23 protein-coding genes and 1 pseudogene are annotated in these 24,088 nt (G+C 58.3%); 7 read left to right on the top strand and 17 right to left on the bottom strand.

Translation table 11 applies throughout. The features are described 5' to 3' along the window. The first annotated feature begins 29 nt into the window (after positions 1 to 29). Positions 30 to 737: an aspartate/glutamate racemase family protein gene (locus HMPREF9371_RS06295; protein WP_040660285.1), complete on the top strand. Its 708-nt coding sequence runs from the start codon at positions 30 to 32 to the stop codon at positions 735 to 737. Here HMPREF9371_RS06295 and HMPREF9371_RS06300 read toward each other — a convergent pair. The 7 genes from HMPREF9371_RS06300 to HMPREF9371_RS06330 all read right to left on the bottom strand — a co-directional run bounded on the left by HMPREF9371_RS06300 (position 683) and on the right by HMPREF9371_RS06330 (position 8,923). After that, positions 683 to 2,251: a DNA recombination protein RmuC gene (locus HMPREF9371_RS06300; RefSeq protein WP_009119155.1), complete on the bottom strand. Its 1,569-nt coding sequence runs from the start codon at positions 2,249 to 2,251 to the stop codon at positions 683 to 685. The two genes, HMPREF9371_RS06295 and HMPREF9371_RS06300, sit on opposite strands and share 55 nt — an antisense overlap. 71 nt (positions 2,252 to 2,322) lie before the next feature. Next, on the bottom strand, positions 2,323 to 3,909 hold the full coding sequence (locus tag HMPREF9371_RS06305) for an inorganic phosphate transporter (protein ID WP_040660287.1): 1,587 nt from the start codon (positions 3,907 to 3,909) through the stop codon (positions 2,323 to 2,325). Positions 3,910 to 4,118: 209 nt separating this feature from the next. Then, positions 4,119 to 5,489 carry an adenylosuccinate lyase gene (gene purB, locus HMPREF9371_RS06310; RefSeq protein ID WP_009119158.1) on the bottom strand — a complete coding sequence of 457 codons (1,371 nt, stop codon included), beginning with the start codon at positions 5,487 to 5,489 and terminating at the stop codon, positions 4,119 to 4,121. A 126-nt stretch (positions 5,490 to 5,615) separates the two neighbouring features. After that, on the bottom strand, positions 5,616 to 6,596 hold the full coding sequence (locus tag HMPREF9371_RS06315; RefSeq protein WP_009119159.1) for a TerC family protein: 981 nt from the start codon (positions 6,594 to 6,596) through the stop codon (positions 5,616 to 5,618). Between the two features lie 136 nt (positions 6,597 to 6,732). Continuing rightward, positions 6,733 to 6,948, bottom strand: coding sequence for a 50S ribosomal protein L31 (gene rpmE, locus HMPREF9371_RS06320; protein ID WP_009119161.1), 216 nt, complete (start codon positions 6,946 to 6,948; stop codon positions 6,733 to 6,735). Positions 6,949 to 7,082: 134 nt separating this feature from the next. Next, the gene (locus HMPREF9371_RS06325; RefSeq protein WP_009119162.1) at positions 7,083 to 7,877 is read right to left on the bottom strand and encodes a thymidylate synthase; all 795 of its coding nucleotides are present in this window, start codon (positions 7,875 to 7,877) and stop codon (positions 7,083 to 7,085) included. Between the two features lie 95 nt (positions 7,878 to 7,972). Further along, positions 7,973 to 8,923, bottom strand: a complete 951-nt coding sequence (locus tag HMPREF9371_RS06330) for an AEC family transporter (protein WP_040660289.1) — start codon at positions 8,921 to 8,923, stop codon at positions 7,973 to 7,975. 121 nt (positions 8,924 to 9,044) lie between these two features. On the opposite strand from HMPREF9371_RS06330, the pseudogene HMPREF9371_RS13410 reads away from it, so the two are divergent. Continuing rightward, positions 9,045 to 9,191: pseudogene (locus tag HMPREF9371_RS13410) on the top strand (lipoprotein signal peptidase); the annotation flags it as partial. A gap of 64 nt (positions 9,192 to 9,255) precedes the next feature. On the opposite strand, the gene HMPREF9371_RS12750 reads toward HMPREF9371_RS13410, so the two are convergent. The 7 genes from HMPREF9371_RS12750 to HMPREF9371_RS06365 form a co-directional block, all read right to left on the bottom strand. Further along, complete coding sequence (locus HMPREF9371_RS12750) at positions 9,256 to 9,678, bottom strand: DUF5339 domain-containing protein (protein ID WP_198003616.1); 423 nt, start codon at positions 9,676 to 9,678, stop codon at positions 9,256 to 9,258. Between the two features lie 159 nt (positions 9,679 to 9,837). After that, positions 9,838 to 10,851 carry a tRNA dihydrouridine(20/20a) synthase DusA gene (gene dusA, locus HMPREF9371_RS06340; RefSeq protein WP_009119165.1) on the bottom strand — a complete coding sequence of 338 codons (1,014 nt, stop codon included), beginning with the start codon at positions 10,849 to 10,851 and terminating at the stop codon, positions 9,838 to 9,840. Between the two features lie 68 nt (positions 10,852 to 10,919). Beyond that, positions 10,920 to 11,471 (bottom strand): ubiquinone biosynthesis accessory factor UbiJ, encoded by a 552-nt coding sequence (locus HMPREF9371_RS06345; RefSeq protein WP_009119166.1) that lies wholly within the window; start codon positions 11,469 to 11,471, stop codon positions 10,920 to 10,922. 28 nt (positions 11,472 to 11,499) lie between these two features. Beyond that, entirely contained in the window at positions 11,500 to 12,042 is a 543-nt protein-coding gene (locus tag HMPREF9371_RS06350; RefSeq protein WP_009119167.1) for a DUF2059 domain-containing protein, read from the bottom strand. A 498-nt stretch (positions 12,043 to 12,540) separates the two neighbouring features. Further along, the gene (gene hpaR / locus HMPREF9371_RS06355; RefSeq protein WP_198003617.1) at positions 12,541 to 13,152 is read right to left on the bottom strand and encodes a homoprotocatechuate degradation operon regulator HpaR; all 612 of its coding nucleotides are present in this window, start codon (positions 13,150 to 13,152) and stop codon (positions 12,541 to 12,543) included. A 330-nt stretch (positions 13,153 to 13,482) separates the two neighbouring features. Beyond that, positions 13,483 to 14,280 (bottom strand): aldolase/citrate lyase family protein, encoded by a 798-nt coding sequence (locus HMPREF9371_RS06360; protein WP_040660293.1) that lies wholly within the window; start codon positions 14,278 to 14,280, stop codon positions 13,483 to 13,485. Between the two features lie 11 nt (positions 14,281 to 14,291). Then, positions 14,292 to 15,749, bottom strand: a complete 1,458-nt coding sequence (locus tag HMPREF9371_RS06365; protein WP_009119170.1) for an amino acid permease — start codon at positions 15,747 to 15,749, stop codon at positions 14,292 to 14,294. A gap of 522 nt (positions 15,750 to 16,271) precedes the next feature. Between HMPREF9371_RS06365 and HMPREF9371_RS12530 the strand changes: the two genes are divergently transcribed. The 4 genes from HMPREF9371_RS12530 (at position 16,272) to HMPREF9371_RS06380 (ending at position 20,410) form a co-directional block, all read left to right on the top strand. Continuing rightward, positions 16,272 to 16,580, top strand: coding sequence for a hypothetical protein (locus HMPREF9371_RS12530; protein WP_156787000.1), 309 nt, complete (start codon positions 16,272 to 16,274; stop codon positions 16,578 to 16,580). Positions 16,581 to 16,599: 19 nt separating this feature from the next. Then, positions 16,600 to 18,477: an FAD-binding monooxygenase gene (locus tag HMPREF9371_RS06370; protein WP_009119172.1), complete on the top strand. Its 1,878-nt coding sequence runs from the start codon at positions 16,600 to 16,602 to the stop codon at positions 18,475 to 18,477. 74 nt (positions 18,478 to 18,551) lie between these two features. Continuing rightward, entirely contained in the window at positions 18,552 to 19,853 is a 1,302-nt protein-coding gene (locus HMPREF9371_RS06375) for an NAD(P)/FAD-dependent oxidoreductase (RefSeq protein WP_009119173.1), read from the top strand. A gap of 185 nt (positions 19,854 to 20,038) precedes the next feature. Next, complete coding sequence (locus HMPREF9371_RS06380) at positions 20,039 to 20,410, top strand: cupin domain-containing protein (protein ID WP_009119175.1); 372 nt, start codon at positions 20,039 to 20,041, stop codon at positions 20,408 to 20,410. Between the two features lie 140 nt (positions 20,411 to 20,550). On the opposite strand, the gene HMPREF9371_RS06385 is transcribed toward HMPREF9371_RS06380, so the two are convergent. The 3 genes from HMPREF9371_RS06385 to HMPREF9371_RS06395 all read right to left on the bottom strand — a co-directional run bounded on the left by HMPREF9371_RS06385 (position 20,551) and on the right by HMPREF9371_RS06395 (position 22,448). Next, positions 20,551 to 21,291: a Rossmann-fold NAD(P)-binding domain-containing protein gene (locus tag HMPREF9371_RS06385; protein ID WP_332247803.1), complete on the bottom strand. Its 741-nt coding sequence runs from the start codon at positions 21,289 to 21,291 to the stop codon at positions 20,551 to 20,553. After that, a complete protein-coding gene (locus tag HMPREF9371_RS06390) occupies positions 21,252 to 21,848 on the bottom strand; it encodes an LOG family protein (protein ID WP_040660904.1) in 597 nt (198 codons plus the stop codon). The genes HMPREF9371_RS06385 and HMPREF9371_RS06390 overlap by 40 nt, the downstream gene beginning before the upstream one ends. An 84-nt stretch (positions 21,849 to 21,932) precedes the next feature. Further along, positions 21,933 to 22,448, bottom strand: coding sequence for a hypothetical protein (locus tag HMPREF9371_RS06395; protein WP_009119178.1), 516 nt, complete (start codon positions 22,446 to 22,448; stop codon positions 21,933 to 21,935). 38 nt (positions 22,449 to 22,486) lie between these two features. On the opposite strand from HMPREF9371_RS06395, the gene HMPREF9371_RS06400 reads away from it, so the two are divergent. Beyond that, positions 22,487 to 24,013 (top strand): GH3 family acyl-acid amido synthetase, encoded by a 1,527-nt coding sequence (locus HMPREF9371_RS06400; RefSeq protein WP_009119179.1) that lies wholly within the window; start codon positions 22,487 to 22,489, stop codon positions 24,011 to 24,013. Positions 24,014 to 24,088 lie beyond the last annotated feature (75 nt).

Consider the following 24,088-nt stretch of genomic DNA (forward strand, 5'->3'; position numbering starts at 1 on the left):
CTAGTCCCGCCATTCACGAGGAAAAAGCCATGAAAACCATCGGCATCATCGGCGGCATGAGCCCCGAAAGCACGGTACTGTATTACCAAATCATCAACCGCAGCGTGAATGCCCGCCTCGGCGGCAACCACAGCGCCGACATCGTGATGCACAGCGTCGATTTCGAGCGCATTGTCGCTTTGCAAAAAGCCGGCGATTGGGCAGCAGCGGGCGCGATATTGGCCGACAGCGCCCGCCGCCTGGCCGCCTGCGGCGCCGAAGTCTTGGTGCTGGCCACCAATACCATGCACAAAGTGGCACCCGCAATCGAAGCCGCGGTTTCGATACCGCTGCTGCATGTGGTGGACGCCACCGCCGCCGCCATTCGGGCGCAAGGCTTGGACACCGTGGCCCTGCTCGGCACCCGCTTCACCATGAGCGACGGCTTTTACCGCGAACGGATGCAGCGCTTGGGCATTGCCACCCTGGTGCCGACGCCTGAGGAGCAAGATGCCGTCCACCGCATTATTTTTGACGAACTCTGCCTGGGGCACATCGAATCCCGCTCCAAAACCCGCTATCTCGACATCATTGCCGGCCTGCAGGCACAAGGCGCGCAAGGCGTGATCTTGGGCTGTACGGAAATCGGCCTGCTGTTGCAGGCCGAAGACTGTGTGCTGCCCTTATTCGACAGCGCAGAAATTCATGCTTTGTCGGCAGTGGAATTCGCCTTGTCCGGCGTTTCTCCTGCCGCCTGATCCTGTTCAGGTAGCCCGGGCAGCGCCTCGGCTTCCCCCTCCGCCTGCTCGGCCAAGCCGCGATCCAGCTGTTTGCCGGCTTTCACCCCGAGTTGGTAGAGCTTCTGCGCCCGGTTCACCAAATTGCCGCGCCCTGCCGACAGCTGCTTGAAGGCTTGCTGGTAATAGCTTTGCGCCTGTTCCAGATTTTTGCCCACCCCTTCCAGCGTGCTGACAAAGCCGACGAATTTGTCGTACAGCCGCCCGCCTTCTTCGGCGATTTTCAGCGCGTTTTGATTTTGGTATTCGTTGCGCCACAAATTGGCCACCGTGCGCAGCGTGGCCAACAGCGTACCGGGGCCGGTGAGCATGATGCGCTTGTCGAAGCACTCCTGAAACAGCTCGGGATCATGCTGCAATGCCAACAGATAAGCCGGCTCCACCGGCACGAACATAAACACGAAATCCAGCGAGGTCAGCCCTTCGATGTCGCTGTACGATTTGGCCGACAGGGTTTTGATGTGTTGGCGCACGGAAGCCAAATGGGCCGCCAGCGCGGCTTCAGCCTCTTCCGCCGTCTGCGCTTGGGTGTAGCGCACATAGGCGGTGAGCGACACTTTGGCGTCGATGATGAGCTGTTTGTTTTCCGGCAGGTGCACCAAGACATCGGGCTGCAGATAGCGGGTGCGGCCTTCGTCGTCGGTTTGGCGGCCGCCGCTCTGTACGCTGTATTCGCGCCCTTTCACCAAGCCCGAACTTTCCAGCACTTTCTCCAAAATCATCTCGCCCCAGTTGCCCTGGCTTTTGTTGCGGCTGCCCACCAAAGCCTGAGTCAGCGCCTGGGCGTCGTCGTGCAGCTGGTGGTTGAGCTGCTGCAGGCGCTTAAGCTCGTTTTCCAGCGTCAGCCGCTCCTTGGCTTCTTTTTCATAAGTGTTCTGCACCAGCTGACTGAAACCGCTGATGCGCTCGTTTAAGGGGTCCAGCAGCAGGCCGAGCTGCTCGCGGTTTTGCTCGCTGAAACGGCGGCTTTTCTCTTCCAAAATCTCGTTGGCCAACTGTTGGAACTGGCTGCTCAGGCTTTGCCGCGCTTCGCCCAGCAGGGACAGTTTCTCGTCTTGCGCCAGCCGCTCCTGCTCGATTTGGGTGCACAGCCGCTCGTGGCGCAGGCGCAGATCGGCCAGCTCCTGCTGTAATGCAGCATACTCTTGCGCTTCCTCCTGCCGGCTGCGTTCGCTCCGCTCCGCCCGCGCTTCCCATTGGCGCGCCGCTTCCGCCGCCGCTGCGGCACGGCCCTGCTCGCCGTGGCAGCGCTGCTGCCATTCGGCCAGCCGCTCCTCTGCCGCCCGGCGGGCGGTTTCGCTGTCCTGCTGCCGTTGCAGCGCCGCCTGCAGGTTTTCCTGCAGGGCGGTGTTAGCCAATTGCAGCCGGTGGCGGTCGGCCTGGAAGCGGCCGCGCAGCCACAACCACACCAGCAGGCCGTTCAGCACGGCAGCCGCCAAAATAAAAACCACCCACAGTTCAAAAGCAATATTCATGGCGCAACCATTCCAATCAAAACAATCAGGCTACCTGAAAGGTTTTCAGGTAGCCTCTTGAAAACATCCGTTCAACCGAAAATGCCGTTGAACAGCAGGAAACTCACCGCCGCCAGCGTGGCGGCTGCCGGCACGGTAATCACCCAAGCCAGCGCAATCGGTTTCATCAATTCCCAGTTGGCGTTTTTGTTCACCAAACCGATGCCGAGCACCGCGCCCACCAAGATATGGGTACTGGATACCGGTAAGCCCAAGGCAGAGGCCAGCATCACAATGGTGGCGGCCGCCAGCTCGGCGGTAAAACCGGAGGAGGGGTGCATCTTCGCCAGATTTTCGCCCACCGTGGCAATCACTTCTTTGCCGATAAACCACAAACCCACAATCAAGGCCACGCCGAATGTGAGCATGGCAATCGGCGGAATCGCCGCCTTGCTGCCCACCTCGCCGCTGCGCAACACGTCCATGATGGCGGCAAACGGGCCGATGGCATTAGCGATGTCGTTGGAGCCGTGGCTGAAGGCGAAGCCGCAGGCGGTGAACACTTGCAGCCAGCTGAACATGATGAAAGTGGCGCGGTCGGTGCTGTCGCCCGATTTCAGCTGGCGGGCATAAGCGAAAGTCGCCATCCAAATCGCCGCGCCCACCATGCCCATGATGAGGACGTTGTGGGTATCGGTCAGCCCGAGGTTGAGGTGTTTCAAACCTTTAAACAACAGCATGGCCGCAATCATCATGCCGCCCACCGCGCCCACCACCGGCACCCACACCTGCAAGGCGCGGAAAGCGGCCACTTCATGTTTGCGCCGCTCGATTTGGTGCAGCTCGCGGTAATAATCGGACTCCAAATCTTCCACGCGGTAATTGCCCTCATTGTAAATCTGGGCATCGCGCACCATGGCGGCGGTATAGGCCAGCTGCTGCACCTCGGTCATTTGGTCGAACAGCGTTTTGTGGCTTTTTTTGTAGTCCGTTCTCTGCTGGCGCAAAGCGCGAATCTGCATTTCGGCGGCTTCGTTATAACCGAGAATGTATTTTTTGATGCATTTGAAAATCAGATAAGAGGTCAGGCCGCCGAGCAGGGGCGACAGCACCCAAGAAATGGCGATTTCGCCGATTTTGCTCCACTTCACCAGACTCAAACCGCCCTCCGGGCCGCCGATCTGGAAACCCAATACCAGCGAACCGCCCACAATACCGCCGATGATGGCGTGGGTGGTGGACACCGGCCAACCTTTGCGGGTGGCAAACAGCAACCAAAAAGCCGCCGCCGCCAATGCCGCCATCATGATGTAGACAAACTGCAGCGGCCGGATATCCAAACCGCCCAAATCGACAATGCCGCTGCGGATGGTGGAGGTAACCTCGCCGCCCGCCAACACCGCCCCGCTCACTTCAAACAGGGCGGCAATCGCCAAAGCCTGCGGAATGGTGAGCGTACCGGCGCCCACCGAAGTGCCGAAAGAGTTGGCCACATCGTTGCCGCCGATGTTGAAGGCCATGAAAATGCCGAGAAAGGCGGCCAGCACGAACAGAATCGGATGGTTGTAATGGGTGTAGCCCAGTCCCCAATAAACAAAATAGGCCGAAATGGCGAGCAAAACGGCCGCCGCCACAAAATTGACGCCTTTCATACCGACTGCAGGGTTGTGGGAAGTCATCAAAATATCCTTGCGTACTGAGGGGATGTCGGAAACGCTTAACTACGCTCATATTGTACCAAAAGCGGCCCGATGATTGAGGCCGATTGCCCCGCCCTCGGCATTTGTGCAACATCGGCACACCGCTGCGCTTGACAAGCGGCGGCCCAGGCAAAACCAAAGGCTACCTGAAACGCTTTCAGGTAGCCTGTATCCATTTGCGGCAGGGTTTAAATGCGCTTGGCCAAAGCCTCGGCCTTACCCACATAAGCAGCAGGGCTCAGCTTCAGCAGTTCGGCTTTTGCTTCCGCCGGAATCTCCAGCGCCTCCACAAATACTTTCAATTCCTCCGGCGTGATGCCGTCTTTGCCGCGGGTGAGGTCTTTCAGTTTTTCGTAGGGGTTGGCCACGCCGTAACGGCGCATCACGGTTTGGATGGGTTCGGCCAGCAATTCCCAAGTGGCGTCCAAGTCGGCAGCCAGGGCGGCGGGGTTGGCTTCCAGTTTGTTCAGGCCGCGCAGGTGGGCCACCAAGCCGAGCAGGGTGTAGCCCGTGCCCACGCCCATATTGCGCAGCACGGTGCTGTCGGTAAGATCGCGCTGCCAGCGGGATACCGGCAGTTTTTCCGCCAAAAAGCCCAACACGGCGTTGGCCATGCCCAGATTGCCTTCGGAGTTTTCAAAGTCGATGGGGTTCACTTTGTGCGGCATGGTGGACGAGCCCACTTCGCCGGCTTTCACTTTCTGTTTGAAATAGCCCAAGGAAATATAGCCCCACACGTCGCGGTTGAAGTCGATCAGAATGGTGTTGATGCGGCTGAGGGTTTGGAAAAATTCGGCCATGTAGTCGTGCGGCTCGATTTGGATGGTGTAGGGGTTGAAGGTCAGCCCCAAGTCCAATTCGACGAAATAGCGGCAGTGCGCCTCCCAGTCCACATCGGGATAGGCCACCATGTGTGCGTTGTAATTGCCCACCGCACCGTTGATTTTGCCCAAGAATTCCTGTTTTTCCAGCAGGCCGATTTGGCGGTTGAGGCGGGCCAATACATTGGCGATTTCTTTGCCCAGAGTGGTGGGGGTGGCGGGCTGGCCGTGGGTGCGGCTCATCATCGGCACCGCAGCCAGATGGTGCGCCATGTCGCGCAGTTTGTCGGCCACTTCGCGCAATTTGGGCAACAGCACTTCGTCGCGCGCCTGCTTGAGCATCAGGGCGTGGGAGAGGTTGTTGATGTCTTCGCTGGTGCAGGCGAAATGGATGAATTCGCTCACGGCCAACACTTCCGGCACGCCGTTGAAACGCTCTTTCAGCCAATACTCGATGGCTTTCACGTCGTGGTTGGTGGTGGCTTCGATGGCTTTCACGGCGGCGGCATCATCCAGAGAGAAATCGGCAATCACTTGGTCGATTTCGTTGAGGGTGAAATCGCTGAAAGCCGGCACTTCGCGGATGTGCTCTTCGGCGGCCAAGGCTTTCAGCCAGCTGAGCTCCACTTTGACCCGGGCCCTCATCAGGCCGTATTCGGAGAAAATCGGGCGCAAGGCTTCAACGGATTTGCCGTAACGGCCGTCCAACGGAGACAGGGCGGAAATGGGGTTGATCATGGGCGGGCATCCTGTGGGGGAAGTAATCAAAACGGGCGGCATTTTACGCGAAAGCCGCCCCGCTTGCAGCACATCAGGCTACCTGAAAGGCTTCAGGTAGCCTGATGGCGGCCGTGTGCGCAGCGCTTAGTGTTGCGTGGAACCGTTGCGGCGGTTGTGCAGCAGGGAAATCAGAATCGACAAGCCCAAGGCGCCGAAAATCACACCGAGCGAAACCGGGATGGGCACGTGCACCCAATGCACAATCAGCATCTTCACGCCGATGAAGGTCAGCACAAAAGCCAGGCCGTATTTGAGGAATACAAAGCGGTCGGCGATATCGGCCAACAGGAAATACATCGCGCGCAGGCCGAGAATGGCGAAAATATTGGAAGTGAGCACGATAAAGGGATCGGTGGTCACGGCGAAAATGGCGGGGATGCTGTCCACCGCAAACACCACGTCGCTCAGCTCGATCATCACCAACACCAGCAACAGCGGGGTGGCCATTTTTTTGCCGTTTTCTACGGTGAAGAATTTTTCCTGATCAAAGTTCTTGCTCACCGGAATGTGGCTGGTCAACCAACGCAAGAGCGGATTGCGGCCCAAATCGGCGGCCTCTTCTTTTTCCGGCTTCAGCATTTTCAGGCCGGTGAAGATGAGGAAGATGCCGAAGATATACAGTACCCAGCTGAATTCACGCACCAGCACGGCACCGATGCCCACCATCAGCGCACGCAGCACGATGGCGCCGAACACGCCGTACAGCAGCACGCGGTGCTGATACTCGGGCGGCACTTTGAAATAGGAAAAAATCATCAGGAACACAAAAATATTGTCCACCGCCAGCGATTTTTCCAACACATAGCCGGTGAAGTATTCCAACACTTTTTCGGTGGCCACCGCTTTGCCGTAAGCCGGGTTGCCCGCCAGCTCGAAATACAGCCAGCCGGCAAAGGCGCAGGAGACGGCCACCCAAACGGCGCTCCAAAACAGGGCTTCCTTGGCGCTGACCTTGTGGGCGCCGCTTTTTCTCAAGGTCAGCATATCGATGGCAATCATGATCAATACGGCAACGAAAAACACGCCGTAAAACAGGGGACTGCCGACTTGGGGATATTCGGTCATGAGGTTTCCTCTGATGATGGTTTAAGGTGGCGGCCGGCAGCCGCCGTGTGTGATGCGGGCCGCAAAGACGCCGAAAAAACGATTATGGGGGCAGTTGCCCATAAGAAAAGGCTGCCGCAGCAGCCTTAACTCAGATTCAGCGTTTGAACATATTGCCGAATTTTTGATTGAATTTGTCTACGCGGCCGGTACTGTCCACGATTTTTTGTTTGCCGGTGTAGAAAGGATGGCATTCGGAGCACACCTCGATGCTGAACGCTTCTTTGCTCATGGCAGATTTGGTGGTGAACTGGTTGCCGCAAGAGCAGCTTACCTGAACATCGTGGTAGTCGGGATGGGTATTGGGTTTCATGATGTTTTCCTTGAGAAAGCGGGTATAGGGAATGTGCCTATACTTCAAAAGACAAGCGAGTAATTATGCCGCAAAGCCGCGGGTGGCGCAAGAAAAGGCGGACGGATTTACACGGCTGCAACCCAAACGCCACACTACACCGCCACTTCGGCTTTGATGTGCGGATGCGGATCATAATCTTGCAGCTCGAAATCCTCAAAGCGGAAGGCAAACAAATCGTCCACCGCCGGATTGAGCAGCATGTTCGGCAAAGGACGGGGCGCGCGCGCCAGCTGCAGGCGGGCTTGGTCGAAGTGGTTGCTGTACAGGTGGGCGTCGCCCAAAGTGTGGATGAATTCGCCCGGCTGCAAACCGCAGACTTGCGCCACCATCAAGGTGAGCAGGGCGTAGCTGGCGATATTGAAAGGCACGCCGAGAAAAATATCGGCGCTGCGTTGGTAGAGCTGGCAGGAAAGCCTGCCTTCGGCCACGTAAAACTGGAACAGGGCGTGGCAGGGCGGCAGCGCCATCTCGTCCACCAAGGCGGGATTCCAAGCCGACACCAGCAAGCGGCGGCTGTCGGGATTTTTTTTGATCTGCGCCACCACTTGTGCGATTTGGTCGATGTGGCGGCCGTCGGGCGCAGGCCAGGAACGCCATTGGTAACCGTACACCGGGCCGAGGTCGCCGTTTTCGTCGGCCCATTCGTCCCAAATCGACACATTATTGGCTTTCAGGTAGCCGATATTGGTGTCGCCGCGCAAAAACCACAGCAATTCGTGAATGATGGAACGCAAATGCAGTTTTTTGGTGGTGAGCAGGGGGAAGCCTGCCGCCAAATCAAAACGCATTTGATGGCCGAACACCGAGCGGGTGCCGGTGCCGGTGCGGTCGGCTTTATCGGTGCCGCTATCGAGCACATGCCGCATCAGATCGAGATATTGCTGCATAAAAGGCTACCTGAAAAGAAAACGGCGGCATTGTAACACGTGGTGCAAGCATTCTTTGCCTGCCGGCGCAGAAGCGGTTTGCCCCCAATCCGGCCTCACATCCAGCCCAGCAGGTGCATCAACACAATGCCCAGCGAAGTGGTGAGCATGGAAGCGGCGGTGGTGAAACCGAGGATATTGGCCGCCGCCGTGGCATTGCCGCCCAAGGCGCGGGTCATCACATAGCTGGCCGCTGCCACCGGCGTGGCCGACATCAGAAACAGCACCCCCATGTGCAGCCCGCGCAAGCCGAAGGCCAAACCCACCGCCACCGCCAGCACAGGCGCAAACAGCAAACGGCCGGCACTGGCCCACAGGGAAATATCACCCGCGCCGAACAGGCTCTTCATATTGAACGTGGCCCCCGCGCACAGCAAAGCCAGCGGCAGCGCCAAATCGCCCAGATACTTGGCCGTGGTCAACAAAGGCTTGGGCACACTGATCCCGCTTTGCTGCACCAGCATGGCGGCGGCAATGCCCAGAATCAGCGGGTTTTTCAACATGGTCAGCAGCATGGCGCCCAATTTGGGCCGCTGGCCCTGATGGCGGCTGAGCGTCATCACCGCCAGAATATTGTAGAGAATCGTCACCACGCCGGTGTAAACCGCCGCCACGGCCAAGCCGTCCGCGCCATAGGCATTGGCACACAAAGACAGGCCGATGATGGCGAGATTGCCGCGGAACACGCCCTGCACGAAGACGCCTTTGTCCGCCGTCTGCTTGACCCAACGCGCCGCCGCCCACTCGGCCAGAGTAAAAATCATCAGGGTGCTGCCGATGCCGGCCGCCAACAGCACGGATTGGGCGGCATAATCGGCCTCGCCGTTGAGAATACCGAGAAACAGCAGCAAGGGCAGCGACACCAAAAACACGGTGCGCGAGGCCTCGGCGCAAAACGCTTCGTTCAGGTAGCCTATCCGTTTCAAACCCCAACCCAGTAACAGCAACAGGATATTGGGCAGCATGATATTGAGGGCGAACTGCAAGGAGGAAAAAAAGGTATTCATCAGCGCAAACAAACGGAATGGCAGTCAGGATTCAGGGGGCAGCGAGCATGGCCAGCGCCGAAAGCGGGGAGGTTTGCCCCCCAGCACCGCAGCCATACCGCACCGCTGCGCTGCCAACCCCATGCTGAGACCTTTGCAAAACCCCCATCTGCGGCGCATTTCTGCGTTGTGCGCTGCTCGCTCACTTGCCTATCTATATGATATGTCTTCGTTCGCTGCGCTGCTACGCCTTGAACTGCATCCACATCTGGGGGTTTTGCAAAGGTCTCTGCTACCTGAAAAGAGAAAAACAACCCCGCCTGATGCAGGCGGGGTTGGCAGAAGCGGCCGGATTATTCGCAGTTCAGCGCTTTGGCGCTTTCGGCAAACATATCGTTGGCTTGTTTACAAGCAGCAGCCTGTTGTTCGGCAGGCGATTCAGCCAAAGATTTTTTCAGCTCTTCGTTTTGGGTGGCAAAAGAAGCAGCTACGCCTTGGTCCACTTTGGCCAAGCAAGCTTCCACGCGGTCGAAGTAGGCTTGGCAAGTCGCATCCAAAGCTGCCGGGGTGGCAGAAGTGGTAGCGGCTTCGGCAGGCGCAGAAGCCGGCTCAACCGGCGCGGCTTCAGAAGCGGGCAGAGCAGCAGAAGCAGGCATCGCTTCGCTGGCAGCCGGAGCGGCTACTTCGCTGGCAGCAGGCGCAGGGTCAGCGGCTTTGTCGCCGCAGGCGCTCAGGGCAAAAGCCATCATCATGGCGGCCAAAACAGATTGGTTCATTTTCATTGTGAAAGTCTCCGAAACAGTATATTCAGTTTTTTTGAGCGGTATCAAAACCGCCTGAATCATAGCACTATTGTGACCAAATGATGACCGCTACCCCGCAAAAGCCGGTGGCCGGTTGCGAAATGGCAACGGTTTTGCGGGCGTCGGCACCGCTTACTGCTCTGCCTGCCCCACGAAAGGCGCCAGCTCCGCCCATGCCTCTAAAATCAATTCCGGCCGGTTCGGCTTGAGTAAGGCCGCGTCCGACAGCATCCGCCGCCACGTGCGGGCGTTTTTCAGACCGTGCATCAGGCCCAGATAATGGCGGGCCATGTGGCGCACCGTGGTGCCACGGCCGGCGGCAATCTGCGCCGCCATATAGCGGTATAGCCGGTCCACCAATTCGGCATGGGTGGTTTCAGGTAGCCTGCTGCCGTAAAAACGCTGATCCCAATCGCGCATGATCATCGGATTGTGGTAACACTCGCGCCCCACCATCACGCCGTCCACCTGCTGCAGGTGGGCGGCGATCTGCTCATTGTCGGTAATGCCGCCGTTGATGATGATTTCCAACTCGGGAAACTCGCGCTTCAGGCGGTACACATATTCGTATTTGAGCGGCGGCACATCGCGGTTTTCCTTGGGCGACAAGCCGTCCAGCCAGGCATTGCGGGCATGCACGATAAAGGTGCGGCAGGCCGTTTTCCGCGCCAGGGTGCCGACAAAGTCGGCCACGGTTTGGTATTCGGTTTGCCTGTCCACGCCGATGCGGTGCTTCACCGTGACCGCGCACTCGGGGGCCGCCTCCTGCATGGCATTCAAACAATCGGCCACCAAATCCGCCTCCTGCATCAAACAGGCGCCGAACGCACCTTTCTGCACCCGCGGGCTGGGGCAGCCGCAGTTGAGATTGATTTCGTCATAAGCATAAGCCGCCGCCTTTTTGGCTGCCGCCGCCAGCAAGGCCGGATCGCTGCCGCCCAACTGCAAGGCCACCGGCTGCTCGCATTCGTCTTTCAGCAGAAAACGGGCTTCGTCGCCGTACACCACCGCACCGGCATTGATCATCTCGGTGTAAAGCCAGGTATGGCGGCTGATTTGGCGCGCCATATAGCGGTAATGACGGTCGGTCCAATCGAGCATGGGGGCCACAGACAAACGGCGAGGCGGCAGATTCGGGTTACTCATGAGCAGCGGATCATCAAAAAAGCGGGCGATTGTAGCGGAGGGGGCAAACGGAGGCTACCTGAAAGCGCTTAACGCGCCAGGCGTTTCAAACGGGCTTCCAAACGGGCGGCATCATCGCGCAGGGTTTCCACCGCCTCGGCAAACGGCGCGAAAGTGTCGCGGTGGACGGCCAAGGTATCGTCGTGGCGGCGCACATAATCGCTGACGCTGTCGAACACGCCCTGTTTCACATCCACCCAATCGCTGCGGATTTGGCGGCCGGCGGTTTGCGCCTGCTCGGCGGCCGCTTCGCCGAACAGACGGCGGATGTCTTGCGCGGCGTGGTAGCGCAGGCCGCCGATCAGCGGCAACAGCGCCATGCCCAACGCATGGTCGCCCGCCACTTCGATGTCGCCCACGCCGGGCGTCTGCCCCTGCAACACTTTCTGCACCGCGCTGTTGCGAAAGCGCAGCACGGCCTCGGGATCGCCTTGGGCGGCGGCCAGATAACCTTCTTCCGAAATCACGGCACACAGGCGCCAGCCGGCGGCAGCCAACTCGAAGCGGCGGCCGCTGTGGGCGGCCAAGGCGCTGCGCGTTTCGGGATTTTGGGCAATCAGGTGGTTGAGAATCGGATACATGGTCTGCTTTCAGGTAGCCTGAACGGCTTTATTCGGCACGGAAATCGGGATCGACTTGCCGCCAGGCGCGTTCGATTTGCGGGCGGATGCGGTTCATTTCGGCTTCGGTGTAGCGGACGCCCAGCGAACGGATGCGGGTCATGATGAGGGTGGTCAGCTGCCCCTGTTTGCGCAGCAAAGACTGCCCGGCCGGCGAGGCATAAAAAGCCACCAACGCGTCCACTTCCTCTTGGGTATAAGTTTCCCGCAGTGCCTGGCGGACGACGGCCTTCATTTCGCTGTGCAGCTGGGGCGAACTCATCGCCCGCTGCAACGCCTGGTCAATCAAGGGAAACACCGTTTTGCGCAAGGTATTCTGCTGCGCTTCGGAATAACCGCGGCGCTGCAAATCGCGCCGGAATTCCTCTTCCATCACGGCGGAGACGGCCGGCAGCATTTGGCGCACGCTGGCCTCCATATTTTGCACCGCCATCAGCCGCGCCACCGACTCTTCGCTCGGCGGCCGGGCGGCGGCAGGCGCAGCCAGCAGCAAACCCAAAACAGACACACCGGCAGCCAACCATTTGTTCATTTCAACTCCTTATTCTCTGAATCACAACCTGAGACCTTATATATGAAATTCCCAGATGCGGAAGCATCTCAAGGCGCAGCAGCGCAGCGAGTGCAACCCCATTATGAAGATAGGTATTCCCTAAGGCATAAACGCACAACGCAGAAATGCGCCGCAGACGGGCAAAGGCCTCCATTCCGAAAACCGCCTGTTTCCGTACAATGGCTACAGAGAGGCGTTAGAGAAGGGATCAAGAAAATCCCCATCACCGATAAATTCTAGGACGTGCCGTCATCATGCTTGCGAAGCGGTTTTCAGCTTCGCCAGTCCGCTGCACTACCGAGACAAAATCTGCAGCGGCAAGGCTAACCCGAAGAGGGCGGTTTGACACGCTGTGCCGGTAAAACCGGCGCAGCAGGATGGAGCATCTTGCGGGCATTTTCTGCGTCCCCTTGGGGATAAGGCCGCAGATGCGGGTTTTAACCAAACACTCGCCGCAACGCTTGGTGACGGCACGCCCTAAGTACGGGGGTTTTGAAAAGGTTTTAATTCTTCAATGATGATGTCCAGAGCCTGATACAGCCGGGCTATGGGTTCTTGGCCGATTTTTTCGGCAATGCTTTGGTATTCCTGAGCAATACGTTCTTTTGCCCGGGTATAGAGCTGTCGGGCCTGATCGGTCAGATGGATGCGGATGCGGCGCTGATCCGCCATCGGAATCTTTTCAATCAAGCCCAATTCTTCCATGCGCTTCAGCATGCCGGCCATGCTGGGACTGAGAATCAGGCATTGTTCGCACAACTGGCGCGGCTCCAAATCGCCTTGCTCGGCCAGGGCCCGGATAATACGCCATTGCTGCTCGGTCACGCCAAACTCATTGAGTATGGGGCGAAATTGAGTCATAAAGCTTTCCCGGGCCTTATATAGCAACATGGGTAGGTTACGGTATTCTTGGCTCATGGCTGAGGGCTGTTGGCGGCTAATATAATGGCGGTTTTTGATGAAATGCTCCGTCTGCTGCGGCAGTTCCGCAGAGGATGAGGAATGTACGCAGCCGTGCTGATTGCTCGATATGCGGATGGCTTTCCTCGATGGCATCACGGATTGACGAAGCCAAAAACCGCTCATCATACAAATGCCGACAAAACCTGACTGCCGCTGTATGAGCCCAGCTGCGTTTTTGTGGCCTGACCTCGCCATCCCGATACAATATAGAAGCGGTGTCCATAAAGCCATATGATTGTGTATAGGGTAGGCTTGATGGACACCATGTCGGCATCTTATACCAAACCCAACAAATAAGCCATCATTCAGGCCGGCAGGCTAAAGATGCTCTGGAGGCAGGCACACCAACCTCCCCCGTGTGTGCTTGCATAGAAAACCCGCCCTCGGTTTTGCGGGCGGGTTTCGCGGCGAAAAAATGCCGCAGATGGGATTTTGCAAAAATCTCAGGTTTGGAAATCAGTATGGCGCCATATTGTTTTGGGCGGCACCGCCGAATTTGGCCATCAAGGAAGCGGCCGCCTGGCGCAGCAGCAGGGTATCCACCCCCACCAGCATAAAGCTGGCGCCCAGCCGTTCGTAGGCTTGCGCCACTTGCGGATCTGCCGAAAACACGCCGGCGGCCTTGCCGGCTTGGGCGATGGTTTGAATGGCCTGAGCCACCGCTTGTTGGACATCGGGATGCGAAGGCTGGCCCAAATGCCCCATGGATGCCGCCAAATCGGAGGGGCCGATAAAAACGGCGTCCACGCCGTCCACGGTGGCAATTTCGGCCAGGTTTGCCAAGCCGGACACCGATTCTATCTGCACAATCAAACACATCTGCGCATCTGCTTGGGCGAAATAATCGGCCACCGCATTCCAGCGGGCGGCACGCGCCATCGCCGTGCCAACCCCTCGGATACCTTGGGGCGGGTAGCGTGTGGCGCGCACCAGTGCGGCGGCCTGTGCGGCGGTTTCCACCATGGGAATCATCAGGGTTTGTGCGCCCACATCCAGCACCCGTTTGATGGTGGCCGGATTGTGGTCTGCCAGACGCACCACGGCCTGCTGCGCCGGGTAGGCGGCCAATACTTGCAACTGGTCGCGTATGCTGCGCACATCGTTGGGGCCGTGTTCGCCATCAATCAATAGCCAGTCAAAACCGGCGGTGGCCACCACTTCGGCCGCATAGGCGTCGCCCAATCCCAAAAACAGGCCGATTTGACGTTGGCGGGCATACAGTTTTTGCTTGAATTGGTTAATGGGCATATCCATGGCAACACTCCTCATCGGCCAGAAACAAACCGGCAGCTGATGCTGCCCAGGGGGCCGTAGTCGATATGGAAAGTGTCGTTCGGGCGGATGCGCACCGGGCGGGTAAACGAACCGGCCAAGAGGATTTGTCCGGCTTCCAGGGCGATGCCGTAGGGGGCAAATTTTTTGGCCAGCCAGGCAATGCCCTTGGCCGGATGCCCCAGTACCCCTGCGGCAACGCCGGTTTCTTCGATCACGCCGTTGCGGTAGATCATGCTGGCAATGCCCAAGATTTGCAGCACGGGATACATCGGGGTTTTATAGGGGCGGGCATGATGGGGGGCAATTTTGCGCAGAATCATCAAATCCAAATGGGAGATGGCATAGGCCAGTACCCAGGTTGCCGCGGCGGCAATCAGTAAAGTGATGATGGTTTCGACGTTGCTGCCCAAAATCAAGGTAGGCAACAGGGTGATGCCGCCCATAAACAAGATGGCCACCCAAGGCGTTTTGAATTTGGGATGGATTTTTTTAAACACGCCCAATGCCTGGCCGTTTTCCGCCATGCCGTAGAGCATGCGCGATACGCTGGCCAACACGGTATTGACCGTGCTGCCGCTGGCGGTTAAGCACACCACGGCCAACACCCATTTCGAAGACTCGCCGAATACGGCGATAAAGTAGTCGAAATGCGGTACCGGCGAATTGGTCAGGGTTTCGCGGCTGATATAGGTGCCGGCACCCAAGGCCAGTAAGGCATAAATGCCGAAGATCACGAAAGCGCCGATAAACATGGAGCGCGGAATGTCGCGGGCAGGGCTTTTCGACTCCTCAATCAGCGGGCACACAAATTCCAAGCCGAAATAAGCCCACATACCCAAACCCAACAGCGCCAGCATGCTGCCGTCTATCGCGCCCCAATCGGCAAACGGGGTGTGCGGCGGCGGCACCGGCGCCCCCGTCTGGCTGATGGCCACCACGCTGATTACGGCCAAAAACACCAACATCACATAAGTCAGAAAACTTTGCACATTGGCGAAAATATCCGTACCCAAAATATTCAGCAAGGTAAACAGGCCAACCACGGCAATCACCACCACAGTGGGCGAAAAGACACCGGGGAATAAGACATTGAGCACTTCGCCCACCAGCATCACTTCGGCCGACAAGCCGAACATGGTCAGCATGATATAGCCGGTCATGGTGGCCAAAATGGCCGGGAAATGCCCCATGGCCATTTCTGTGTAAGTACTCAGGCTGCCGGCCTTGGGGAACATCAGCGACAGTTCCGCAAAGGTGGAGGCATTGCACAGAGCGATAATCAGGCCGATCACCAGCACCAGTATGAAGTCGGTGCCGCCGTAGCCCACGCCCTGCAACACAGACACAATAGGGCCTTGCCCCACCACCAGCCCCACTGCGATGGCAAGCAGACTGCCAAATTTTAATAGTGGCTTGAATTTGCTGTTTTCAGCATTTGCATTGCTCATGGTTCATTCCTCTGTAGGTTGCGGATGATTGTTATTGGGATATAAGGGGTTGTTTCGATACCGAAGCACGGGGCAGATTCTGGAATGTGTATCTGCCGATATATGTCTTCGGTGTTTCCGGCCAGCATCCCGGGACTGCTGCGTTGTGCTCAAAACGGCAGGGGAATGCCGTCAAGGCGCTCAAATTTGCGTGCGCACCCCTCAGCGGCAGATTTGTACAAAACCGTCTTTTAAACAGACAGTTGGACAAATGCCGAGAAGCTGCTTGTGAAAATAATACTAATATATTCCTAAAAAGGCAAACATTAATTTACATGTGCCGTCGAGACCATGCGGATGCGTGCTTGGGGCGGGGAGCGTATTTATCCTGCAAATTGGCAAACCTGAGATCTCGACCCTCCGTCTGCGGCGCATTTTGTGTTGTGTGTTGATGCCGGTATGGGTATCACATGCCTGCTTGCCCATCTGATGGACGGAGCGCGCAGGAGTGTTCGATGATCATGCTTGCTGTGCTGCTGCGCCTTGAACTGCATCCGCATCCGGAGGTTGGGCAAAGGTCTCAAGATCTCAAACGGCATCAACGCTGTTCTGGCCGTATTGCCTGCTGGCGATCCGGTGGGCTGTCCGGTCTGCGGTTTGGGTACAGCGGGGCATTATCGACAGCCCTCGATGCAAGCGGCTGATGGGCATTTTGCCGGTTTGCTTGAGCGGACAAGGCGTCGCTTGCTAATTTGCAAATATATTAGTAATATGGAGGCAGAAAAATATGGGGATAAGTATTTATCTTTGATTTTAAAGAAAAACATTATCCTTTCTTCTTGCTGCAATTGAGTGTAAAGGAAAAAGAATCATGCAATTTCATCATCACGGTTATGTTTCAACCAATCCGAGAGTGCAGGCGGCGCAAGGGACAGGCGTTAACCGCCCCGACGATTTGCCGGATGTGATGGATGTGTTGATTGTCGGCTCCGGGCCGGCCGGCATGCTGTTGGCCGCCCAGCTGTCCCAATACCCGAGCATTGTGACCCGCATCATTGAAAAACGGAACGGGCGTTTGGAAATCGGGCAGGCAGACGGCATTCAGGCGCGCAGCGTGGAAACTTTCCAAGCTTTCGGTTTTGCCGAGGCCATTACCCAAGAGGCTTATCGAATTTGCGAGATGAATTTTTGGGCGCCTTCCAAGACCGATCCCGGCCACATTGTCCGCACCCACCGTACTCTGGATGATGAGCATGGCGTCAGCGAGTTTCCCCACTTGATTGTCAATCAAGCCCGGGTTTTGGATTATTTCGCCGATGTCGCCAAAAATTCGCCTGCCCGCATTGAACCGGACTATGGGGTGGAATTTGTGGGTTTGCAGGTGGGCGAAGGGGAATATCCGGTGTCGGTGACCATCCGCTACACCGCAGGAAGTAGGGAAGGGGAAAAACGCACTGTTCGGGCCAAATACGTTGTGGGCTGTGACGGTGCCCGCAGCGCTGTCCGCCAAGCCATTGGCCGCCATCATATCGGTGGCGTTTCCCTGCATGCTTGGGGAGTGATGGATATTTTGGCGGTGACGGATTTTCCCGACATCCGTAAAAAATGTGCCATTCAGTCACATGAAAACGGCAGTATTTTGCTGATTCCCCGCGAAGGCGGACATTTGTTCCGCATGTATGTTGATTTGGGCGATGTAGCCGAAAACGACAACCATGCCGTCCGCCAGACCCCGCTGGCCGACATCATCGCTAAAGCCAATGCCATCATCCATCCCTACCAATTGGAGGTGAAAGATGTGGCCTGGTGGTCGGTCTATGAGGTGGGTCACCGGGTTACCGATAAGTTTGACGACGTGGATGCGGGTAAAGAGGGGGAGCAGCTGCCGCATGTGTTTATTTGCGGCGACGCCTGCCATACACACAGCGCCAAAGCCGGGCAAGGCATGAATGTATCCATGCAGGACGGTTTTAATTTGGGCTGGAAGTTAGGATCGGTGCTGACCGGACGCAGCCCGGAATCATTGCTGGCCACTTATTCGGCCGAGCGGCAGATTGTGGCGCAAGACCTGATCAACTTTGATAAAGAGTGGTCCAGTTTGATGGCCAAAAAGCCGGAAGAGTTTGACAGCCCGGACGAACTCAGCGAGTACTATGTGAGAACGGCCGAGTTTCCGGCAGGCTTTATGACCGAATACGCGCCTTCCATGATTATCGGCAGTACCGAACATCAGGCGCTGGCCAAGGGTTTTCCGGTGGGCAAGCGCTTTAAGTCGGCGCCGGTGGTGCGGATCGCCGATGCGGTGCCGGCGCATTTGGGTCATCATGCCAAAGCGGATGGCCGGTGGCGTATTTATGCTTTTGCCGATATCGATAAAACCCGTTTGCATGCATTGGCGCAATGGCTGGGGCATGATAAGGCCTCCCCATTGCTGGCATACACGCCGAAAGATGCTGATCTGGACAGTGTATTCGATGTCAAGGCAATTTACCGGCAGCCGCATTACGAGATTGACATAAGGGATATTCCGGACGTTTTCCTACCACGGGTAGGCCCCTTCCAATTGGTTGATTACGAAAAAATCTATGCCGCCGAGGAAGGACACTCCATTTTCGAGCTGCGCGAAATCGATCCGCAAGGCGCTTTGGTGGTGGTGCGTCCGGATCAATACGTGGCACACGTACTGCCGCTTACCGCCACCGACGAGTTGGCTGCTTTCTTTAAGCAAAATATGTTGACTTGCCGTTAAGCAGATGACTTTTCCTTTACTGCCCCCGGGTGGCGACAACCCCGCCCATGCAGATACGCCGGAGAAACAGACCCATGCACATTGATGAAGCACCCACTTATTATACGGCCACGCGGCGCTACCACCTGTCCTTTCCTTCCCTGGAAACCGATATCCAAACAGAAGTGGTGATTATCGGCGGCGGCTTTTCAGGTATCCACACGGCTTTGGAGCTAGCCGAGCAGGGCGTAACGGACACGGTTGTGTTGGAAGCCCGTTACTTGGGTTACGGCGGTACCAGCCGCAATGGCGGACAAGTCATGGCCGGCATCGGGCATGATATCGACGCCATTAAGGCCGACGTGGGCGAAGACGGATTGAAGGCCATTTTCTCGTTAAGCGACATGGGGCCCGAGATTATGCGCGAACGCATCAAACGCTACGATATTGATGCCGATTTCCACAGCGGATACGGTTACATGGCCTACAACGAGCGGCAGGCAAAAACATTAAGAGCGTGGGAGAAGGAGTTCAAATCACTGAACTCTCCCCATGAAATCCGCTACCTGGAAGGCAAGGAAGTCGGCGAAATTATCGGCTCGGAAGTTTATCACGCAGCCTTGCTGCACCGCGGCGGCGGCCATGTGCACTCGCTCAATCTCTTATTGGGCGAAGCCAAAGCACTCACGGAAATCTATGGTGTCCGCATTTTTGAGTACAGTCCGGCATTACAGGTTACCTATGGCGACCGAATTGAAGTCAGAACCGCCCAAGGCATGGTCCGTGCCAAAAAACTGGTTTGGGCGGTGGACGGTTTCAACAACCGTATCGAACCGGAAATTCACGGCCGTACCATCAATGTTTATGCCTTCAACTCGGTTACCGAGCCGTTAAGCGAAGCGCTGATTCAGCGCATCAGCCCGATTCGCGGCGCCTACAGCGACATCCGCCCGGTTATCAATTATTACCGCGTAACCCCGGACAACCGTCTGATGTTCGGCTCATCCACCGGCTATATCGAATATATGCCCTCGGATTTGAAAGCGTGGAATAAAAAATTGATGGTAGAAGTATTCCCGTATTTGAAAGACGTGAATATCGATATGGCATGGGGCGGCCCCATGGCGGCCTCGCGTAATCTTTTCCCCCAAATCGGCACCTTGCAAAACCAGCCCAATGTTTTTTATGTGCAAGGCTATTCGGGCTTCGGCGTCACGCCCAGCCAAATCATCTGCAAAATTTTGGCCGAAGGCATTTTGGGCGGCTCCGAACGCTATCGTTTGTTGAGCAGTATCCGCCATACCGAGATTGCCCATAAAGACCGTTACCGTGCCCTGCTGGTGAGCTTGGGCAAAATCATGCACCAGACCTCAGGCTATTGGCACGGCCGCAGTTAGAGCCAGCTTTAAAAGCCTGAGAGCCTGCTCATTATTTTCTGACGCAGCAGACGCGGGATTTTGACCAACCGCCGCAACGGAAACTTTGAACCGGTGCTTACCATCCGGAAACAGTTCATGGGCGCAAACTGTTTCGAGATACGGCAAGCGCGCCTACCCATCATTAGCAAAAAAGGATATGTACAATGAGTCTGACACCGCTGAAAAAAGGCATTACCCTGCAAGAATTGGATTTGATTGGTCCGTTAACCGTTTTGGGCGGCGAAATCTTGGAGGGAGGGGAAGTGAAGGCCTATGCCAAAGGCACCTATGGCGATCCAGGGGCGCCGATCAGCGCCGGTTATTTCGGCACCGATAAAGGTCGCTACCGTCTGGTTTACCCGTTTAGCGAACAAGCGACCATTATGCAGGGAGAGGTTCGCATTACGGATGAAAGCACCGGTGAAACCCACCATTTCAAAGCCGGAGATTCCTGGTTTATCACCAAAGGCACTTCCACCGTATGGGAAGTATTGACCGATAACTACACCAAACATTATCTGTCGTTCAACGAATAACCCCTCTCCAAGTCTGAAAATAAACCCGTGTACCGGCCCGCCCGGCCGTGCGGCTTGCATTGGCTGCTGCGAGCCGTTACCGTCTTAAGGGCTCATCCCAAAGCGAATACACTTTTTTGCCGCTGCTGTGGTCGCCCATATCAAATTCCGGCGCCGCCACGCCGAGTTTGGCGGCTTCGCGGCGGTAAAAATCGAGGCGGGACGGATGGGGGGGTTTCCACCACATTGCGGATCAGCCTTCCGGGCCTGTGGCTAGCGGCGGCCAGCAAAGCGGCCACGGCTCGGTCGCGGTGCAGCATATTGGCCGGTGCGTGCGGCGCACGGGCGGGCTGACGGCGCAGCAGGCTGTACAGAGGATGGCGTTCGGCGGCATACAGGCCGCCCAAACGCAGCAGGCTCACATTCGGCACCGCGCTCGCCCACATCAGCTGCTCGGCGGCCAAGACTTTGCGTGCCGACTCGGTATCGGGCTGCGGCGGCGTGTTTTCATCGCAATCGCGCACCGCGCTGCCGTACACGCTGATGCTGCCGCCGTACACGATATGGGCTACCTGAAAACGCTCGGCCAGCGCCAACCAGCGGCCGATCACGTCTGCATAATCGGCCACCGCCGAAGGCGGCAGCAGGCAGAACCAAGTGGCTTTGCCGGCCCAATGTTCTGCCCAAAACGGCTGCGTCCACACTTCGGGCGCGTTGAGATCGGCGGCTTCCAAAGCAATCGGCAGGCAGATGTCGTCGGAAGTCAGCCTGCGTTTCAGCGCCGCCACCGCGCAGCCTTGCTGGTATAGGGCCTCGGCCAGCGGGCGGCCGAGATGGCCGAAACCGAGTATCGCCGCGCCGTTTACACCGCCGCTTCGCGCGTCCATGCCGGCTGAATCCATTTGCCCGCCTCCTGATAACGGTAGGCCGCCATTTCGGCCAATAAACCCTCTGCGGTATCGGCCACGCACAACAGCCCCACATTGGCCGGCGGCATAAAGCCCTGCTCGGCGGTGTGGCGCATCAGCGCCAGCAGCGGATCGAAAAAGCCGCCGCTGTTGAGCACGCCGATGGGCTTGTTGTGCAGGCGCAGCTGGGCGGAAGACAGCACTTCAAACAATTCTTCATAGGTGCCCAAGCCGCCGGGCAGGGCCACAAAGGCATCGGCCAGCGCAATCATCTTCAGGCGGCGGCTGGTCATGTCTTCGGTTTCGATCAGCTCGGTCAGCCCGTCGTGCGCCATTTCTTTTTCGCGCAGAAACACCGGAATCACGCCGGTGACTTCGCCGCCGGCGGCCAACACCGCATCGGCCACCGTGCCCATCAGGCCGATGCGGCCGCCGCCGTACACCAAACGGCTGCCGCGGCGGGCAATCGCCGTGCCCATGGCCTGCGCCGCTTCGTAATAGGCGCGGTTTTCGCCCAAATTGGAGCCGCAATACACGGCAATGTGCTTCATTTCGTTCATGTGTGTGCTTTCAGGTAGCCTCGGCGGGTGCCGGAGCAAAACAGGCGGCATTATATCGCCAAAGCCGCCTTCACCCTAAGCAAACCGCCCGTAATCGAAACCTTGCCGCACCAGCCACCGCCAGCGGTATTGGCGGTAGCGGTAAAACACGTGGGCAAACAGCGCCACCGGCCAAGTCAGCCAACCGGCGGCAATCTCCACCCTATCGCGGTAACGGCAGCCGCCCGTGCCATCCGGCTCGATGGTGATCAGGTGCGACCAGCGGCGGATCAGGCGGCCGTGGCCGTCGTCGAGCAGGGCAAAGGCGGCCTGCTGCGGATAGGAAATCACAATCGCCTGCCCGCCGACAGGCAGCACCCCGCCCAAATACAGACCCGCCCGATAAGTGCCGGGCACCCAGCGCTCGGGCCATGTTGCCGGTTCGCGCGGGCGGAACACCACCAGCGGCCAGGCCACATAGTGCAACAGCCGCGGCCGACACACTTCCGCCGCCGCTTGTTCTGCCGAGCACGGCAAATCGGTGCCGATGTCGATGCGTACCATTTTTTCCTCCCGTATCTCTTGAATGGCTTTGCCAAAACCGCCGCCCATGCCGACAATAGCGCTTTTCTTCTTGCCGCGAGGCCGTCATGCCCCTGCCCACCGCCCTGCTTGCCGCCGTCCTCAAGCGTTTTCAGGTAGCCGCCCGCCACCCCGAAGCCGCCCAGCAGCAGATTCTGCAACAGATTCTGCAACAGAACGCCGCCAGCGTCTTCGGCCGCCGACACGGCTTTGCCGACATGGCGGGGTATTCAGCCTTTGCCCAACAAGTGCCGATCCGCCGCTACGAAGACTACCGCGCCGACATCGACGCCTTGGCTGCCGGCGGCAACGGCCTGCTTACCGCCGAGCCGGTGATCCAGTTTGAGGAAACCGGCGGCTCTTCCGGCGGCGCCAAACTGATTCCCTACACCGCCAGCCTCCTGGCCGCCTTCCGCCGCGGCGTGCTGCCTTGGCTGGCCGATTTGGCGCAGCACCGCCCGCAGGCTTTTGCCGGCCGCCTGTTTTTCATCATCAGCCCGGCCGCCCGCAGCCGCCATCATACCGCAGGCGGCACGCCCATCGGCAGCGGCAGCGATCTGGCCTACTTCGGCGAGGAAACCGGCGCCGCGCTGGCCGCGCAAACCCTGTTCCAAGCCGAGCTCACCCAAGCCCGCAGCGCCACTGAATGGCAATGGCACAGCGCCCGCCTGCTGCTCTCCGCCGCCGATCTAAGCCTGATTTCGGTGTGGAGCCCCACCCTGCTGCTGGCCATTTTCCGCACCCTAGTTGCCGAACAAGACAGCCTGCTCGCCGGCCTGAGCGACCCCCACCGCCGCCGCACCGCCCAACACGCCTTCCGCGGCGGCCGCTTCGATGCGCGCCTGTTGTGGCCGCAACTGGACACCGTGAGCTGCTGGAACAGCCACACCGCCGCCCTACCCGCCACCGAACTGCAGGCCCTGCTGCCCGATGTGTACCTACAAGGCAAAGGCCTGCTCGCCACCGAAGCCGTCAGCAGCCTGCCCTTTTCAGGTAGCCCGCATCCCTTATTGGCGGTGGACAGCCACTTCTACGAATTTGCCGCCGCCGACGGCAGCATCCGCCTGGCCCACCAACTGCACAGCGGGCAGGACTACCGCCTGATCGTCACCACCCAAGGCGGCCTCTACCGCTACGACACCGGCGACCGCGTGGCCGTACACGGTTTTTCCGGCGCCCTGCCCCAACTCGAATTCATCGGCCGCGACCACCTCACCAGCGATTTATGCGGCGAAAAACTCACCGAAGCCTTTGTGCGCCGCGCCCTGCTGGCGGTGGATAAGCGGCTGCCCGAACAGGCGCTGCTGCAAGGCGTGGCCGCCAACCCGCCGCATTACCGCCTGCTGCTGCCCGAGCACACGCCCTGGCCGCCGCAACTGGCCGCCCGTCTCGACGAAGCGCTGGCCGCCAACCCGCAATACGCCTATGCCCGCCGCATCGGCCAGCTCACGCCGGTGCAAGCCGTCCGCCTGCCCGACCCGCAGGCCTACGCCGCCACCCTTCACCGCGCCGACCAGCGCTTGGGCACGCGCAAAATCCCCTTATTGCTGCCGCCGCTTACCCCCGAAGCCGCATTCCGGCCCCAGGCTACCTGAAAGCCTGTCGGCGCGGTTTCAGGTAGCCTGTGGCGTGTCGCCACCAAGCCGCCGCAGATAAATTTGCGCCGCGTC

Origin of the sequence: Neisseria shayeganii 871, from assembly GCF_000226875.1 — a bacterium.
Classification (GTDB): domain Bacteria; phylum Pseudomonadota; class Gammaproteobacteria; order Burkholderiales; family Neisseriaceae; genus Eikenella; species Eikenella shayeganii.

Excerpts from the sequence above, each read along its gene's own strand:
- HMPREF9371_RS06295 (WP_040660285.1), top strand. The coding sequence starts at position 30 with ATGAAAACCATCGGCATCATCGGCGGCATGAGCCCCGAAAGCACGGTA.
- HMPREF9371_RS06300 (WP_009119155.1), bottom strand. The coding sequence starts at position 2,251 with ATGAATATTGCTTTTGAACTGTGGGTGGTTTTTATTTTGGCGGCTGCC.
- HMPREF9371_RS06305 (WP_040660287.1), bottom strand. The coding sequence starts at position 3,909 with ATGACTTCCCACAACCCTGCAGTCGGTATGAAAGGCGTCAATTTTGTG.
- purB (WP_009119158.1), bottom strand. The coding sequence starts at position 5,489 with ATGATCAACCCCATTTCCGCCCTGTCTCCGTTGGACGGCCGTTACGGC.
- HMPREF9371_RS06315 (WP_009119159.1), bottom strand. The coding sequence starts at position 6,596 with ATGACCGAATATCCCCAAGTCGGCAGTCCCCTGTTTTACGGCGTGTTT.
- rpmE (WP_009119161.1), bottom strand. The coding sequence starts at position 6,948 with ATGAAACCCAATACCCATCCCGACTACCACGATGTTCAGGTAAGCTGC.
- HMPREF9371_RS06325 (WP_009119162.1), bottom strand. The coding sequence starts at position 7,877 with ATGCAGCAATATCTCGATCTGATGCGGCATGTGCTCGATAGCGGCACC.
- HMPREF9371_RS06330 (WP_040660289.1), bottom strand. The coding sequence starts at position 8,923 with ATGAATACCTTTTTTTCCTCCTTGCAGTTCGCCCTCAATATCATGCTG.
- HMPREF9371_RS12750 (WP_198003616.1), bottom strand. The coding sequence starts at position 9,678 with ATGAACCAATCTGTTTTGGCCGCCATGATGATGGCTTTTGCCCTGAGC.
- dusA (WP_009119165.1), bottom strand. The coding sequence starts at position 10,851 with ATGAGTAACCCGAATCTGCCGCCTCGCCGTTTGTCTGTGGCCCCCATG.
- HMPREF9371_RS06345 (WP_009119166.1), bottom strand. The coding sequence starts at position 11,471 with ATGTATCCGATTCTCAACCACCTGATTGCCCAAAATCCCGAAACGCGC.
- HMPREF9371_RS06350 (WP_009119167.1), bottom strand. The coding sequence starts at position 12,042 with ATGAACAAATGGTTGGCTGCCGGTGTGTCTGTTTTGGGTTTGCTGCTG.
- hpaR (WP_198003617.1), bottom strand. The coding sequence starts at position 13,152 with ATGATGAGCGGTTTTTGGCTTCGTCAATCCGTGATGCCATCGAGGAAA.
- HMPREF9371_RS06360 (WP_040660293.1), bottom strand. The coding sequence starts at position 14,280 with ATGGATATGCCCATTAACCAATTCAAGCAAAAACTGTATGCCCGCCAA.
- HMPREF9371_RS06365 (WP_009119170.1), bottom strand. The coding sequence starts at position 15,749 with ATGAGCAATGCAAATGCTGAAAACAGCAAATTCAAGCCACTATTAAAA.
- HMPREF9371_RS06370 (WP_009119172.1), top strand. The coding sequence starts at position 16,600 with ATGCAATTTCATCATCACGGTTATGTTTCAACCAATCCGAGAGTGCAG.
- HMPREF9371_RS06375 (WP_009119173.1), top strand. The coding sequence starts at position 18,552 with ATGCACATTGATGAAGCACCCACTTATTATACGGCCACGCGGCGCTAC.
- HMPREF9371_RS06380 (WP_009119175.1), top strand. The coding sequence starts at position 20,039 with ATGAGTCTGACACCGCTGAAAAAAGGCATTACCCTGCAAGAATTGGAT.
- HMPREF9371_RS06385 (WP_332247803.1), bottom strand. The coding sequence starts at position 21,291 with ATGGATTCAGCCGGCATGGACGCGCGAAGCGGCGGTGTAAACGGCGCG.
- HMPREF9371_RS06390 (WP_040660904.1), bottom strand. The coding sequence starts at position 21,848 with ATGAAGCACATTGCCGTGTATTGCGGCTCCAATTTGGGCGAAAACCGC.
- HMPREF9371_RS06395 (WP_009119178.1), bottom strand. The coding sequence starts at position 22,448 with ATGGGCGGCGGTTTTGGCAAAGCCATTCAAGAGATACGGGAGGAAAAA.
- HMPREF9371_RS06400 (WP_009119179.1), top strand. The coding sequence starts at position 22,487 with ATGCCCCTGCCCACCGCCCTGCTTGCCGCCGTCCTCAAGCGTTTTCAG.